Here is a 14,383-nt window from a genome sequence, read left to right as displayed (position 1 = left end):
ACAAAAAAGCGGTTGGCGCTCTTGGAGTTACCCGAAATTATTACGGGCTTTCTGATGGCATTGGTCGTTTTCTGGGAGATCGGCTGGCACCGTGTGGAGAGTGCTTCGGAGCAGCTGTTGTTTCTGGATTCCTATCGCGAGATTCTGTTCGGTTTGTCCGTGGCGTATTTTGTGCTGGTGATCAGCCAGGGGGTGTTGCTGAAGTTTCTGCATAAGACGGTCGGGCGTGATTTTTGGGTGAAGGCCGGGTTGAGTCTGGCGACGCTGTTTTTCTCCGCCAATATGTATATGCCGTTTGTGGATGTTCCGTATGCGGCGCAGCGGGGTGTCAGCAATACGCTGTATTTCTGTGCTGGATGGTTTTCCTATCTTCTGGCGCGCCGTTATTATCTGGATCGTGCTGCGGGGAAGTTCGGCAAGGGGCGGTCGGCGTGGCCTCCGGCGCTGTTGTTCCTGGTGTCGATTATCGCGCTGGCTCTGGTGGGTGCTTTGTTTTTGCTGACGCCGGGTGCGTCTCATGTGCCGCTGTCGCTGGTGGATTCCATTTTTGTGAGTACGAGCGCGATGAGCGGTACGGGGCTGTTGCCGGGCAGCGTGATGTCGAATCTGACCCCCATGGGGAAGATGGTGGTGCTGGTGCTGATTCAGGTGGGTGCGTTCGGGGTGATGACGTTCACGTATTTCCTGTCGCTGATTGTGGGGCAGGGGATGTCCGTGCGCGACCGGGTGACGTTCAGCAATATTCTGGATCAGCAGGGTGTGGCCAAGGCGGCGACGCTGATCAAGGGGATGGTGATTCTGACGTTTGTGATGGAGGCGCTGGGCGCGGTGGGGTTGTGGTATGCGTGGCGCGGGCTGGAGGGCGTGCCGCAGGATCATTTGTGGTGGTATGCGATTTTCCATTCGATTTCCGGGTTCTGCAATGCGGGGATCAGCCTGTTCCCGGATAATATGGCGCAGGGGTGCGTGGCCTATGACCGGTTCGGGCAGGGGATCATGATTCTGATCATGTTTGCCGGGTGTTTCGGTTTTGCGGTTTATATCGAGTTCATCAAGCGTATGCGTATCAGGCTGGGGCTGCTGAAGGATCAGTTTCTTCCGCCGCACTGGTCCACCCATACGTGGCTTGCGGTGCGGATGACTTTGATTGTGGCGTTGGGCGGCGGCCTGATTCTGGGGCTGCTCGGGTATTTTGAGCCGTCGCAGCATGCAGCGCAGTCACTGGGATCTTCGATTTGGGAAGGCGTGTATAATTCCGTGGGGCGTACGGCGGGGTTCAATATTTCCAATATCGGGACGTACGGCGTGGTGTATGCGCTGTTTCTGGCTTTTTTGGTGTTTATCGGGGGGAATCCGGGTTCGACTGCAGGCGGTTTGTTTACGACGGTGTTCGCCACGGTGTGCATGGAGGTGAAGCGTGTGGTGTGCGGCCAGCAGGATGTTGAGTTTCACCGGAGGCGTATAGCGAGGAAGACGGTGGAGCGTGCGGTGGCGACGATGATTCTGCTGATTTTCTGGCTGTGCCTGATGACGATGATTCTGCTGCTGGTGGAGCCGAAGATCGCCGCTTCCGACCAGGGGGTGCTGAAGGTGTTTTTCGAGGTGGTCAGCGCCTATGTGATGTCCGGCTTTTCGCTCGGGATTACAGCCGATCTGAGTACGGCGGGCAAGTATCTGATCATTCTGAATATGATCGTGGGCCGCGTCGGCATTTTCTCTTTCTTGCTCGCGTTTATCGGTACGCCCGAGACGAAGCTTATCCGTTATCCTGAAACTCGTTTACCATTATCATGAAATACGTTATTATCGGTGCGGGCCAGTTCGGCCGTGCCCTCGCCCTGAAGCTGGCCGATACCGGGAATGAAGTGACCGTTCTCGATGAGAAGGAAGCCGTCGTGACGGAATTGAAGGATCGTGTGGCGTATGCCCTTGTGGGGGATGCGACCGATCCCCGCACGTTGCGCCAGCTCGATCTGACCGGAGATGATCTGCGGGTGATCGTGGCGATCGGCGAGGGGTTCGAGCGCAGTATCATGATTACGGGGCTGCTGAAGGAGATGGGGGTGAAGCATATTTATGCGCGTTCGGTGAATACGATTCATGCGCGCATTTTGAAGCTTCTCGGCGTGGACGGGCAGATCCGGGCGGAGGAGATTGCCGCCCAGCAGCTGGCGGACAGGTTCATGAATATGTCCCTGCTGCATTTCCGCAAGATCGATAGCAGCCATGCTCTGGCCGAAGTGCATCTGCCTTCCGACTGGATCGGGAAGCAGTTGAAGGATGTGGATTTGCGTTCGAAGTACAAGCTGAATTTGCTGACGGTGCGGCGCGGCGTGCTGTCCGAGACGGGTGACGATGTGCTGGCGACTCCCAATGCTCCGGTGATCGATTTCCCTGAGCCGGATATGGTGTTCGAGCAGGACGATATGCTGGTTCTGTTCGGCCTGGAAGAGTCTTTGAAGAAGTTTGCCGAGCATTTCGGCGTGTGACGATACAGTGCGATGAGTGAAGGTTTTTCTGTGCCGCATGAAGAGTATGCGGGGTATATTTTCGATTTGGACGGTACGCTGGTCGATAGCATGGTCGCCCATTATAGGGCATGGCGCATGGCTTTGGCCGAGCAGGGTGCTCCTGAAGAGGTGTTCCGCAAACCGGAGTTTCTGGCGCACGGCGGATGCTCCGCTCAGGATATCGTCGCTTCCCTGAATGCCTGCTATGGGCTGGAGATGGATGCGGATGCGGTGGCGGCGCGCAAGCGGGCGCTGTATCTGGAGTTGATCGAGAGCGGGAGTCTGGAGCCGATCCGGGAGACGGTGGAATTTGCCCGCCGGATGCAGGGGCGTGTGCCGATGGCGATTGCGACGGGCAGTGCGATGCCCGGCGCGCTGGCGAGTTTGAAGTCTGCCGGCCTTGAAGGTTTGTTCGAGTTGATCGTGACTCCCGAGATGGTGGAGCGCGGCAAGCCTTTTCCCGATATTTTCGAGGAGGCCGCCCGCCGCATGGGGGTGGAGCCGGGCCGTTGCCTTGTGTTCGAAGATGCCGATCCGGGGATCGAAGCCGCCAGGGCGGCCGGGATGGACTGGGTGCGCGTGCCTCCGAGCGAGCGGCTGATGGATGAGGAGTGAGCGAATTTGTACCGTTTTGTCATACGGGAATTGCGCCTTGCGTTCTTCCTGCTGCCGTGTTTGGATGATGGAGGAGAGTTTTTCTCATGAAGGAGAATAAGTACGATCAACCTGCGTTTTTCGAGCAGTATAGCCGCATGGCGCGTTCCGTCCAAGGGTTGGAGGGAGCGGGAGAGTGGCATGTTTTGCGGAGGATGCTGCCGGACTTCCGCGGGAAGCGCGTCCTGGATCTGGGGTGCGGGTTCGGCTGGCATTGCCGGTATGCGGCGGAGCAGGGAGCTGCCGCCGTGGTCGGAGTCGCTCTTTCGGAGAGGATGCTGGAGGTTGCGAGGGAGAGGAATGGGTTTGACAATATGGCGTATGAATGCAAAGCAATCGAGGATTTCGAGTTTGTGCCGGATTCGTTCGATGTGGTGGTGAGTTCGTTGGCGTTTCATTATCTGGAGTCATTCGATTTTGTGTGTGAACGTGTGTATCGATGCCTGTCTTCCGGCGGGGCATTCGTGTTTTCGGTGGAGCATCCCGTTTTTACGGCAAGCGGTCGTCAGGACTGGGCATACGGTCACGGCGGAGAGCGTTTGCACTGGCCCGTGGACCGGTATTTTTCGCCGGGCAGGCGCGAAGCCTGTTTTCTGGGTGAAAGTGTGACGAAGTACCATCGCACGGTGGAGGAGTATGTGGGCTGCCTGCTCGCTCGTGGTTTTGCCCTCAAGGGGTTGGCCGAGCCTCAGCCGGATGAAAAGGCCGTGCGGGAGGTGCCGGGGATGGCGGATGAATTGCGCCGGCCGATCTTCCTGATTCTTTCTGCAGTCAAGGCTTAGGAGTTTTTTCGTTGTCGACTTTTGTTGTGATGTGAAATAAATGCATCCGATTGGCCGTATATTTGCCATATGGTCAAGTTTTGTGTTGCAGGCAGGAGGGGCAGTCGTTGCGGGTTGATATTCGGTTATTGCTTTATGGTGCTGTTGTGTATTGTGCCGGGGTGGGGCATGCCTCAGTCCGAGATGGATGCTGCGCGTGCAGTGATGGAGCGGGCGGTACCCGCTCTGCGCGAGAAGCCCCGGATGCTGGCGCTGGAAGCGATGGAGCAGGAGGGCGGGCTTGATGTTTTCGAGACGAAATCCGAAGGAGGCGTGTTGACGGTAAGGGGTAGCAGCGGCGTGGCTTTGTGCCGGGGTTTCTACGATTTCGTCAAGGCGAACGGTATGGGGATGACGGATTGGGAGAACAGCCGGATGGTTTGGCCCGAATCGCTTCCGGCCGTTTCTGCCCGCAAGGTGTTTTCTCCGTTCCGGTATCGTTATATGTTCAATGAGGTGACGTATGGCTATTCCATGCCGTATTGGACATGGGAGCGGTGGCAGAAGGAGATCGACTGGATGGCGTTGCACGGCATCAATATGCCTCTTGCTCTGGTGGCTAATGAAGCGATTGCGACGCGTGTCTGGCGGCAGATGGGGCTGACGCAGGCCGAGATCGACGAGTTTTATGTAGGGCCTGCCCATCTCCCCTGGCAGCGTATGGGAAATATCGTGAATCACGACGGAGCATTGTCCGATGCGTGGCATGCGGATCAGGTGGCCCTGCAACACAAGATTCTTGAGAGGATGAAGTCACTCGGCATGCATCCGGTGTGCCCGGCCTTTTCCGGGTTCGTGCCGAAGGGCATGAAGCGAGTACATCCCGAAGTAGCCGGGAGTTTGACCCAGCCTGTGTGGAATGCGGGGTTCGGGCCATCCAAGCGGACACATTTCCTGTCGCCGGATCAACCGTTGTTTCAAGAGATAGGCACTCGTTTCATGACGGAATGGCAAAAGGAATTCGGGCGTAATACGTTCCACCGTGCCGATTCCTTCAATGAGATGCCTCTTCCGGTCGCGGCCGACGATCCCCGTGCCAAGGAGATTCTGGCGAAGCTCGGCGAGGAGGTGTATGCCTCTCTCAGCAAGGCGAATCCCGAGGCCGTGTGGGTGATGCAGGGCTGGATGTTCGGCTACCAGCGCAATATCTGGAACCACGAAACGCTGGAAGCTCTTCTGAGCAAGGTGCCGGATGACCGGATGCTGCTGCTTGATCTGGCGACGGATTACAATGCCGATTTCTGGAAGAATGGAATGAATTGGGATGTATTCAAGGGGTTCTGCGGGAAGGGCTGGATTTACTGTGTGGTACCCAATATGGGCGGCAAGGGGGCGATGACGGGCAATCTGGAGCATTACGCGAATGGCCATGTGAAGGCTCTGGAATCCGCCAATCGGGGAAAGCTGCTCGGTATGGGGATGGCTGGAGAAGGGATCGAAACCAATGGAATCGTGACGGAACTTTTTCTCGATGCCGCATGGCGCGATCATCCTGTGCCGCTCGATTCGCTGATAGCCGATTATTGCCGGGCGAGATACGGGGCGTATCCGGATTCGATTCGCGATTCATGGCAATCTTTTCGCAAGACGGTGTACGGCAGCCTTTGCGATCATCCGTATTTCAACTGGCAGCAGGCCCCGGGCAGCCGGGGAGGGTGGGCTCCGCTTCTGAATGAAGAGTTCCTGAAGGGTATTTCCAGGTTCGTGCATACGCAGGGGTTGGAGGATTCTCCGCTGTTTCGTCAGGATTGCATTGAGCTCACGGCCCATTATCTGGGAGCCAGAATGGCACAGGCCAAGAAGGCTGCGCTGGAAGCGCTCGACGAGCAGGATGCCGTGCGCGCACGAGGCTGTATGAAGGAGTTTCGCCGTCTGGCCCTTGAGTGCGACAGCTTGCTGGAGCGGCATCCGACATGGCGGCTTGAAAACTGGATTGCGCTTGCACGTTCACACGGTTCGACCAAGGTGGCACAGGATGCATACGAAGAGAATGCGCGGCGCATTGTGACGCTGTGGGGGCCTCCGGTGAACGATTACGCCGCCAAGGTATGGAGCGGGCTGATTCGCGATTATTATTTGCCTCGTTTCGAGAGGTATGTGGAAGGCCGTCTTGAAGGGAGCAATCCCGATTTGCCCTCATGGGAAGAGGCATGGGTGCATTCGACGACTCTCAGTCCCGCCTCTCCGGTGCAGGATGTCGTTGCGGCATGCAGGGCGGCGGTCGACCGAGCAGTTCCCTTGCCGGATGCGTTGACCAAGGGGGCAGCGGGCGAAGTGGTCGGCAACTGGTCTCCGGCCGAAATATCCACGGATTGGAAGGAAATTTCGTGGCCGCTGGCTCCGGGAGATTTGAAGAGGATGAAAGGAGTGCGTTTCGTCTATACGTCCGGTGATCATGCCCTTGACATCAAAGATGTCGAGATTGTAGGAGACGGCGCGGTGATCGCTGCGGACAGGCACGAAGGCTGTGCCGGATCTCCGTCGCTCAAATCGATGTACACGTTTGATATTCCCGCAGAGGCGAATGCCAACAACGGCTGTGAGATTCGAGCCAGGGTGCGCGGGAACGGTGGTTCCCGATCCAATGGCAAGGTGGAAATGATCGTTCGCTGAACAAGAAACAACGGCTGGAGCCGCGTACTTTCCGGCATAATGCCGGGAGAGGCAGGCAAGAAGAATTTATTTCTTCTTGCCGCTTTTTTTGTCGGCCTTGTCTTTTTGCATGGCCGTTTCGGAACGGAGGAAGACTTTGACGATTTTCTTGTCTTTTTCATCCCAGTCCGGGCATGACATGATGCCTTTCAAGGCGCCGTCGTCCTGCAGGTTGAGTTGAAGGATGCCATCCGTCCGGCGGTAAATGTTGGCCGTGGCTGCATCGGGGTCGAAGCTGCCGCCCGTGATGTTCAGCAGGATGCGGTAGGGTTCGTCGGATTCGGGTTCGAGGATGACGCGGCCCTTGAGTTCCATGATGGCTCCGTCGAGGTAGGGATCGGCAAGCGTGGCTTCGACGAGGGCGGATTTTTCCGACGGGTCGCAGCTCATGACGACGAGGGAGAGTTTGCCGGTTTGCGTGCCGCAGGCCCATTCGCCGACGTACGATTCACCGGAACCGAAAGCTGAGATGAATTGCTTGCGTTCTTTGGCGATTTCGGCCTTGCGCGCGGCGGCCTTCGCTTCCGCTTCCTTCTTTTCGGCGGCTTCGCGTTCCGCCTTCTGTTTATCGGCAGCTTCGGCTTCGGCTTGGCGAAGGGCATTCTGCTGGCTTATCTGTGCCAGAATTTTTTGTTCGCGAGCAATGTTCTGTGCGGTGGTTGCTTCCTGAAGTTTGGCGATTTTATCCTTGAGCTGTCCTGCGAGGGCTTCTCCTTCTCCTTCGTTCGAAGCGAGCATGTTTTGCGGTACGAGATCCTTGACGATGGTGCCGTCCAATTGCTTGAGCGGCTGGAGGTCGATGCTGGTTTCGCTGACGGTCCAGGCGCCGTCTTCCTGTTTGCTTGCCTTGAGGGTGCCGCGCAATTCCAGAATGTCGCCTGCGGAGGCCGTTTTGGCGTAAGCGGTAGGTGAAGCAAGGGCTAGAATTTCCTGAATCAGGCTTTTCACGGGTTCTTCAGGCTGGTAGGCGGCTTTTGCTTCCTGTGGGATTTTGTCTTCCTCTTCTCCGGCGAGAAGGAGGAAGCATGCATCGGGTTTCAGTGCTTCCTGTACGATGGGGTTGACCGAACTGCGCAGGCGGGCCAGCTCAGCGGGTGCGGGCATGCGGGTGTAAAGATCGTCGTGAAGCTTGAGCAAGACGGTGACATCGGCAGCCGTACCTGCTGCATCCGTGCCCGTCGGCACGATGCGGATGTCCGTAATGTCGGCAAGGGTACAGCCTTTCAATGCTTCGGGAAGGCTGGCCCGGACGATTTCGGGCGACGGTACGTCGGCAGCGGGCGGAGCCGGCTTGTCTGTGGCGGCATCGGGGCCGGAAGGAGCGGGCTTGTCACCGGTAGCGGGTGCCGGAGAGGCATCCGATGTTTTTTCGCCGCAGGACGGAGCAAGAGTGCAGAAGGATAATGCCAGCGCTGCCGAGGTGATGAGTCGCGTTTTCATATGCAATGAATGAAATGAGGGAGATGGAACCTCCGGTTCTTGGTGTGTGCGAGTGTGCAGCAGCAAGGAAAGAATGTCAAGCACGATGTAGGATAAGTCTTGACGGTATTCCGTATTTTCCCTATGATGCCCCGACCCGGAATGTTGGCATTCCGGCAGCCAGTTTTGGCTTGCCTCTGTGGTGGAATGGTAGACACAGCAGACTTAAAATCTGCCGGCCGCAAAGCCGTACCGGTTCGAGTCCGGTTAGAGGCACCAAAACGGTTTGGCTGGCACTTGTTACCAAGAGGTAGGTTGTTTTACCTTGTATTTGTTGGAGATGATGGTTGACCATGCATGACAGGATGTGTTACATTTACTGTGTGTGTTCCGTTTGCGTGTTGTTTTGTATTTAGCCCTCGGCGGCGATGTTGCGACAAGGGAAAAGGAATGCCAGCATAGGGGAAATCCGCCGTTCTTTTCCGTTCGGAGAGGTGTGAGGCGGCAAAAATAGACCAATCAATTGAAAAGAGATGATGAATGCGACTGAAAAGAAGATGTCGGCCATGATTTTGCTGTTCGAAGACGACCGTGCGACCGGAGCTGAATCCCTGTGCGTGCGGAAGCTGCCCGCTGCCGATACGGGCGGAAAATTCGAGATTTGCGGTATTTGCGACGGTATCGAACCTGCCGTGTTTGCCGCAATCAAGGCTTTGCTGGATGCGGGGCGAAAGGTGGAGGCATGGGATGCCTGTCTGCAGTACGTGTGGGATAATACGAAGGCGGTGGTCGGATGGATCGGTTCTGCAGAGCATCCGGGGATCGAGTTTTTCCTACGCGACCACTATTTCAATAGCGGAAGCAGGAATACGGGACGTATTCTGCAGCGAGCCCTGTGCAACGACGGTTTTCCGGTGGATGTGGACGGCGTTGTCGGCGCCGGGAGCCGGAAGGCGTTGGCCGACCGTTTGGCCCGGGGCGGCGATTTATTGTTTCTCGATCATTTGCGGAAGGAGCGCGAAGCTTTTTACCGCTCCTGCAAGCAGTTCCCCATTTTCGGGAAGGGCTGGCTGAACAGGAGCCAGAAAGCTTTTGATTTCGCCCGTATGTTGTCGGCGTAAGTTTCCGGTTTTTCCATAGTTCACGCTGCAGGCCGGATGAAGCGGTTTTTCGTTCCGGCCTGCTGCGGGAGTGCCGTACAAAACCATTACCCGGATGAAGAGACGATGGTTTTGTGAACCCAATGCCATGTTGGCAAGAGAAGCGGCGCGATGGCAGATGTGCGGACTGGTTTATTTGTCCCGTACGCGCAAATCCTTTTTGTTGATGATGCTGAAGACGATGCCGTTTTTGTCCGGTTGCCATGCTTCGAAGAGTATGCCAAGGCTGTTTTTGTCGAGATCGAGCAGGTTGGAGTAGGCCGTGTTGCCGGCGAAGACGATTTTTTTGTACGGCCATGTTTTTCCTCCGTCCGTCGAGGTGCGTATGGACATTTCCTTGCGGGCCTTGGGGGCGGAGGGGTTGGAGAAATAAAGGGTGTTGGCCCGCGCATTGTCTCTGATGACGGATGCCTGGCAACGGGGGCAGGGAAGGCTGGTTTCGTGTTTGAGGTCGGTCCATGTAGCTCCGCCGTCGTTGCTGTATCGTACGCCGCGGCAGCCTTTGCTGTGGGTTTGCATGCGCATATTGTGGACGAGTTTTCCCGGCGCGATTTCGGCGATTTGGCTTTCATTCGATCCGTCGCCTGCGGTGGCGCCTAGTTTCCATGTTCTGCCGTGGTCGTCCGAGTAGAAACAGTGGGCACGGTAGGTTTTGCCTGCATCGCTGTGGTTGGCGGGAATGACGAGCCTGCCCTTGTATTTGCCCGCTTGTATTTGGATGCCGGAACACGGTCCGGTGGCATACCAGCGCCAATCCGGCTGTTTGACCTGCTGGCTGATGTTTTCCCGTTTGCTCCACGTGAGACCGTCGTCGTCGGAATACTGGGAGTACACTTCGCGTGTGGTTTTCCCGTTGAGGACTGCGCCTTCACTGCCGGTCGATCCGCAGGAGAGCAGGTAGATGCGCCCCGTGCTTTGATCGACGACCGGGGCGGGGTTGCCGCATTGGTTGTTGCCGTCGTCCTGTACGAGGATCAGGTCGCTCCATGTTTTGCCGTTGTCTGAGGAACGCCGGGCGACGATGTCGAGGTTCCCGTAGTCCGAGCTGCTGTTGACCCGGCCTTCGGCAAAGGCGATGAGTGTTCCCTTGGTGCTCTGCACGATGGCTGGGATGCGAAACGTATGGTATCCGTTCGAGCCGGATTGGAAGACGTAGTTCAGTTCTTCATGCTGCTGTTCGGCTGCTGCGACGAGAGCAGGTGCAGAGAGCGCGCACAGAAGGAAGGGGAAACAGGTGGCGTATGAGTGTAAGAGGGACATTCATAAACTCCTAGCAGGGATGGATGACTGCGTCAAGTTTCATTTGCTGGTCTTATTACAGGTGGGGCAGCGTGCTTTTGACGGCAAGCTGAAATGCGCGGAGCGTGCTGGCGTGGCTGGCGATGTTTTTGCCTGCGATACCGAAGGCCGTGCCGTGGTCGGGGCTGATGCGGAGGCGGGGCAGGCCCAAGGTGATGTTGGCGGCGGTGTCGAAGTCCAGCATTTTCAGGGGGATCAATCCTTGGTCGTGGTACGGAGCGAGGATGGCATCGTAATGGCCGGCGGCGGCTTCGCGGTACACGCTGTCGGGTACGCACGGGCCGCTGAACCGGGCAGCGGGGCATTCGCTGCGCAGCCGGGCGACGGCAGGGGCGATGATGCGCGTTTCTTCGTCGCCGAATGCGCCGTTTTCCCCGGCATGGGGGTTCAGACCCGCAAGGGCGATGCGCGGTTCGGGTTTGCCTATACGGCGGCAGAAGTCCGCCAGCAGTTTACCGATGCGGACGAGTTCGTCCGTGCAGAGCAGGCGCGGTACGTCGGACAGAGGTACGTGGATGGTGGCGAGGCCGACGGTGAGCGTGTCGCCGGAGAGGCACATGGCGAAGTCGGTGCAGCCGAGGCGGTCGGCGAAGAATTCGGTCTGGCCCGGGTAGCGGAAGCCGACGCTGTGCAGCCCTTCCTTGCAGACGGGGCCTGTGACGACAGCATCAATGCTGCCTTCCTTGAGAGCCCGGGCGGCCAGCTCAAGGTGGCGGAATGCCGCCTCGGCGGTGGCCTGTGTCGGTTGTCCGGGAGTGCAGGGGATGTATTCGCCGATGAGCATGTAGTCGGCATGCTGCGGCAGTTCCGGGGAGGCCAAGGCTTTGCCGATGACCTCAGGACCGATGCCTGCCTGGTCTCCGAGCGTGTATCCGATGATGGGGCGCATGGCGCGTAATGGGGGCTGTTATTCCGGTACGGGTTCCGCAATGGGCGGTTCTTCGACCGCAGGAGCGATGGGTGCCTCTGGAGCAGGTGCCGCAGCCGGTGCGGAAGGTGTGGCAGCGGGCCTGGCATTGTTTTTCGGTTTGCCCTTCGGGTTGGTGAATTCGGAGTGGCGTTCCTTTTGTTCGAACTTGATGCCGGAGTTGGTATAGGTCTGGTACACGATGGTTCCCCCTGCGAAGAGGACCACGAGGGCCAGAAGAAACATACCGAGACACGTCCGCATGACACAAGTATGCCGTCTGTTCCTCGAAAAATCAAGACGTTCTTGCAAGAAATTCTTATTGGTTTCCGTTCTCTTTGCGTATATACTGTGTGCGCCGCCCTATCCGGGCGGAAACTTCCCCATGGCTGCCAAACGTTCCATTCTTCGCTGGTTCTTCGTGTCCATTGCCGTTGTTGCGGCGGGCATTGTGGGAGGCATGTGCTGGTATGCTTCGTATGCATCCGATCCGATCGTGCGTCCGCTCAATGAGAAACTGAAGGACGAACCCCTGATGCCGAAGGCGGCAGCAGGGATGAAGCTCCGGCCGTTTTCTTTCGCCGGGTATGACGGCAGGCAGGTGGAGGCTTGCATCGCCGTGCAGGAAGGCGATTTGTCTTCCCGCCAGCAACGGGTGAACGGCAGTATGGTGATGCAGGGTTTGCAGCCGGGGAACGGGTATGTGCTGGTCTGTACGGACTGGGATCACGGTATTGTCGCTTCCTTGCCCTGGGCGGAGGTGTTGACGGCGGCGGGATATACCTGTGTGCTGTGGAATCCGCGCGGTGCGGATCAGGCTCGGGAATACTGTACGCACGGTTTGCGCGAGTGTGATGATGTGCCACTTTTGCTGAATGCGTTGGACAAGGTATGCGGCGGCCTGGATAAGCCTGCCATGATTTTGGGCGAAGGGTTCGGCGCTTCGCTTGCCCTGCAGGCTGCGCCCAAGGATGCGCGTATCCGTTCCGTGGTGGCGATCGATGCCTACAAGACGCTCAAGGATGCCGTGTGGGCCGATTTGGAGGGGCGCATGAACCGTATGTTGTGTTTTCCGGCTTTCTGGCTCACGAATATGGGTATTTCAGCGGCCGCCGATTATACGAGTTTCGATGTGGCTCCGGTGGATGCCGCACCTTCCATTTCCCGCGACGTTCCGGTGCTGCTCGTTTGTACGGAGCGGTATTTTTACGCGCCATTGAAGGATTCCCTCTACATTTACAGCCAGTTGTCTTCGGATGAGAAAGCCGTGTGGTGCGCGAAGACATCGCAGGATGCGGCGGATGCTGCCGAGCGGCGTATCAAAATGAGTTTCGAGAAAGGCAAGAACGGGCAGATGAAGGAGGAAACCGTCGAGGTGGCGCTCTATTCAGGTGAAGACCAGTTGAACGAAAAGCTGGTGAAATGGGTCGGCGAACATGTGAGTTTCGTTCCGCCCAAGATGTTGCCGACGGTGGATTTGCCCAAGGTGACGGCAGGATTTTCCGAATTGAAAACGACGGAGGGCAGGCCATGAACGGTATTGACAGGAATTTCCCCCGCAACAGGCGGCGCAAGGGTTTCCAGCTTTTGAGGCCGCGCCACATGCTGCCCGTTCTGCTGGGAGCCGTGGCCGCTGCCGTGGTGCTGCATTGCTGCGGATTCATGTTTTTGACGTTCTGGTGGCCGGACGGTTTCGTGTTCCGGCTGACGGAGCTGCCGCCGAAGAAGGAGACGCCGGATCGCATTATCATGATTTCCCGGGAAGACCCTGAGGATGTGAAGGAGAAGCCTTTGCCCGAAGTGCCTCCGGAAGAGCCCAAGGAGGTGGAGACGATCGAGCCGCAGGAGATCGATATTATCGATATGCCGATTGAGGAGTTGACGATTGCTCCGGGCGAAACGAATATTCCTACGCCGGAACCGCCGTCTCCCGAGAATAGCATGTCGATGCCCGAACCGTCTGACATCGACTTGAAGCCTCTGATCAAAGGAGCGGATGACGAACCTTCGTCTCTGCCGGAAATTGCGCCCGTGACGAACAATCCGATCAAGGTGGCTGCGGTGGATATTCCCGACAATCTCGATCCTTCGAGGCTGATTGCCGACGAGATCAAAAAGCACAAGGGAAGCGATGCGGCCGATGTGCCCGGAGGTTCCCGCTCGCTGGGCGAGCTGATCAAGCTGTCGAATCCCGGAGCAACCGCCGGCCCTGCGCGTTTGGGTGCCGATCTGCTGTTCGCCTATAACAAGGCGGAGTTGCGAAATGCAGCCCGCATCAGCATGCTCCAGTTGGCTGCTTTGATTCACAAGAATCCCGAAACCCGTTTCGTGATTGAAGGGCATACGGATAGTTTCGGTTCCAACGAATACAATTTTGTTCTTTCCCTGATGCGTGCAAATGCCGTGCGCCTGTGGCTGAAGCAGAACGGCGTTCCGCTCGACCGCGTGTATATCCGCGCCTGCTGGGATCGTTCTCCGATCGTTTCGACCTCGGGCGACCATGCCGCACAGGCGGCGAACCGCCGTGTGGAAATCCATTTGCGCAAGAAAGGCGAAAAGCTTCCTCCGGAATGCCTGTCGAGCAAGGAGGTGGATGTGCTGCGTATCGACAATCTGTCGTCCACGGTGCAGAGCCAGCTGAACCGTCTCAAGCAGTCGAATGCGATTCCCGCGGTGTATGTGCCGCTGCTGTCGAAAAAAGAAACAGCTGCCGTTCCGGCAGGAGGAACGACGCCCGTTTCCGGACGCGGTGCCCAGAATGTGCCTGCCGTGCGCCCTGTATCGGGCGGAACCTCCGGCAATACGGGCAATAACAGTCCAAGTGTTCAACCTGTTCAACCGAAGCCGCCCGTTGTGCAGCCTGTTCCGGTTGCCGTGCCTGTGGCGGAGCCTGTCGTCGACCCGCCGACGGCTGCCGAGGTGCCGGATGATCCTCCCGTTGCCGAGGAGGTCGGTGATTAA

At 57.6% G+C, this 14,383-nt stretch carries 13 protein-coding genes and 1 tRNA gene; 9 read left to right on the top strand and 5 right to left on the bottom strand.

Features of this window, described 5'->3' with window-relative positions; genetic code table 11:
• The first annotated feature begins 54 nt into the window (after positions 1 to 54).
• The 5 genes from PYTT_RS01240 to PYTT_RS01220 all read left to right on the top strand — a co-directional run bounded on the left by PYTT_RS01240 (position 55) and on the right by PYTT_RS01220 (position 6,598).
• A complete protein-coding gene (locus tag PYTT_RS01240) occupies positions 55 to 1,794 on the top strand; it encodes a TrkH family potassium uptake protein (RefSeq protein ID WP_172801738.1) in 1,740 nt (579 codons plus the stop codon).
• Entirely contained in the window at positions 1,791 to 2,489 is a 699-nt protein-coding gene (locus PYTT_RS01235; RefSeq protein WP_067772541.1) for a potassium channel family protein, read from the top strand. Before PYTT_RS01240 ends, PYTT_RS01235 begins: the two co-directional genes overlap by 4 nt.
• 12 nt (positions 2,490 to 2,501) lie before the next feature.
• The gene (locus tag PYTT_RS01230; protein WP_067772535.1) at positions 2,502 to 3,125 is read left to right on the top strand and encodes an HAD family hydrolase; all 624 of its coding nucleotides are present in this window, start codon (positions 2,502 to 2,504) and stop codon (positions 3,123 to 3,125) included.
• Between the two features lie 86 nt (positions 3,126 to 3,211).
• Entirely contained in the window at positions 3,212 to 3,946 is a 735-nt protein-coding gene (locus PYTT_RS01225; protein ID WP_067772533.1) for a class I SAM-dependent methyltransferase, read from the top strand.
• A gap of 168 nt (positions 3,947 to 4,114) precedes the next feature.
• The gene (locus PYTT_RS01220; RefSeq protein WP_245741049.1) at positions 4,115 to 6,598 is read left to right on the top strand and encodes an alpha-N-acetylglucosaminidase; all 2,484 of its coding nucleotides are present in this window, start codon (positions 4,115 to 4,117) and stop codon (positions 6,596 to 6,598) included.
• 66 nt (positions 6,599 to 6,664) lie between these two features.
• On the opposite strand, the gene PYTT_RS01215 is transcribed toward PYTT_RS01220, so the two are convergent.
• Entirely contained in the window at positions 6,665 to 8,077 is a 1,413-nt protein-coding gene (locus PYTT_RS01215) for a hypothetical protein (protein ID WP_067772529.1), read from the bottom strand.
• Positions 8,078 to 8,249: 172 nt separating this feature from the next.
• On the opposite strand from PYTT_RS01215, the gene PYTT_RS01210 reads away from it, so the two are divergent.
• Positions 8,250 to 8,335: transfer RNA gene (locus PYTT_RS01210), tRNA-Leu, on the top strand.
• Positions 8,336 to 8,468: 133 nt separating this feature from the next.
• On the opposite strand, the gene PYTT_RS13695 is transcribed toward PYTT_RS01210, so the two are convergent.
• On the bottom strand, positions 8,469 to 8,624 hold the full coding sequence (locus PYTT_RS13695) for a hypothetical protein (protein WP_176712470.1): 156 nt from the start codon (positions 8,622 to 8,624) through the stop codon (positions 8,469 to 8,471).
• On the opposite strand from PYTT_RS13695, the gene PYTT_RS01205 reads away from it, so the two are divergent.
• Positions 8,623 to 9,177, top strand: coding sequence for a putative peptidoglycan-binding domain-containing protein (locus PYTT_RS01205; protein ID WP_245741048.1), 555 nt, complete (start codon positions 8,623 to 8,625; stop codon positions 9,175 to 9,177). The genes PYTT_RS13695 and PYTT_RS01205 overlap by 2 nt on opposite strands.
• Before the next feature lie 171 nt (positions 9,178 to 9,348).
• Here the strand turns inward: PYTT_RS01205 and PYTT_RS01200 are convergent, their stop codons facing one another.
• Genes PYTT_RS01200 through PYTT_RS13640 form a run of 3 tightly spaced genes read right to left on the bottom strand, consistent with a single transcriptional unit; the run spans position 9,349 to position 11,686 of the window.
• Positions 9,349 to 10,476: a sialidase family protein gene (locus PYTT_RS01200; RefSeq protein ID WP_067772523.1), complete on the bottom strand. Its 1,128-nt coding sequence runs from the start codon at positions 10,474 to 10,476 to the stop codon at positions 9,349 to 9,351.
• 55 nt (positions 10,477 to 10,531) lie between these two features.
• Complete coding sequence (pdxA, locus tag PYTT_RS01195; RefSeq protein ID WP_067772521.1) at positions 10,532 to 11,404, bottom strand: 4-hydroxythreonine-4-phosphate dehydrogenase PdxA; 873 nt, start codon at positions 11,402 to 11,404, stop codon at positions 10,532 to 10,534.
• Between the two features lie 18 nt (positions 11,405 to 11,422).
• Entirely contained in the window at positions 11,423 to 11,686 is a 264-nt protein-coding gene (locus PYTT_RS13640; RefSeq protein ID WP_067772517.1) for a hypothetical protein, read from the bottom strand.
• Between the two features lie 121 nt (positions 11,687 to 11,807).
• On the opposite strand from PYTT_RS13640, the gene PYTT_RS01185 reads away from it, so the two are divergent.
• Positions 11,808 to 12,956, top strand: a complete 1,149-nt coding sequence (locus PYTT_RS01185; RefSeq protein WP_067772514.1) for an alpha/beta hydrolase family protein — start codon at positions 11,808 to 11,810, stop codon at positions 12,954 to 12,956.
• Positions 12,953 to 14,383, top strand: coding sequence for an OmpA family protein (locus PYTT_RS01180; protein ID WP_067772511.1), 1,431 nt, complete (start codon positions 12,953 to 12,955; stop codon positions 14,381 to 14,383). Before PYTT_RS01185 ends, PYTT_RS01180 begins: the two co-directional genes overlap by 4 nt.

Origin of the sequence: Neoakkermansia glycaniphila (assembly GCF_900097105.1) — a bacterium.
Classification (GTDB): Bacteria; Verrucomicrobiota; Verrucomicrobiia; order Verrucomicrobiales; family Akkermansiaceae; genus Akkermansia; species Akkermansia glycaniphila.
Note: the sequence above shows the minus strand (reverse complement) of the source record. Positions and strands in the feature narration are given on the sequence as shown.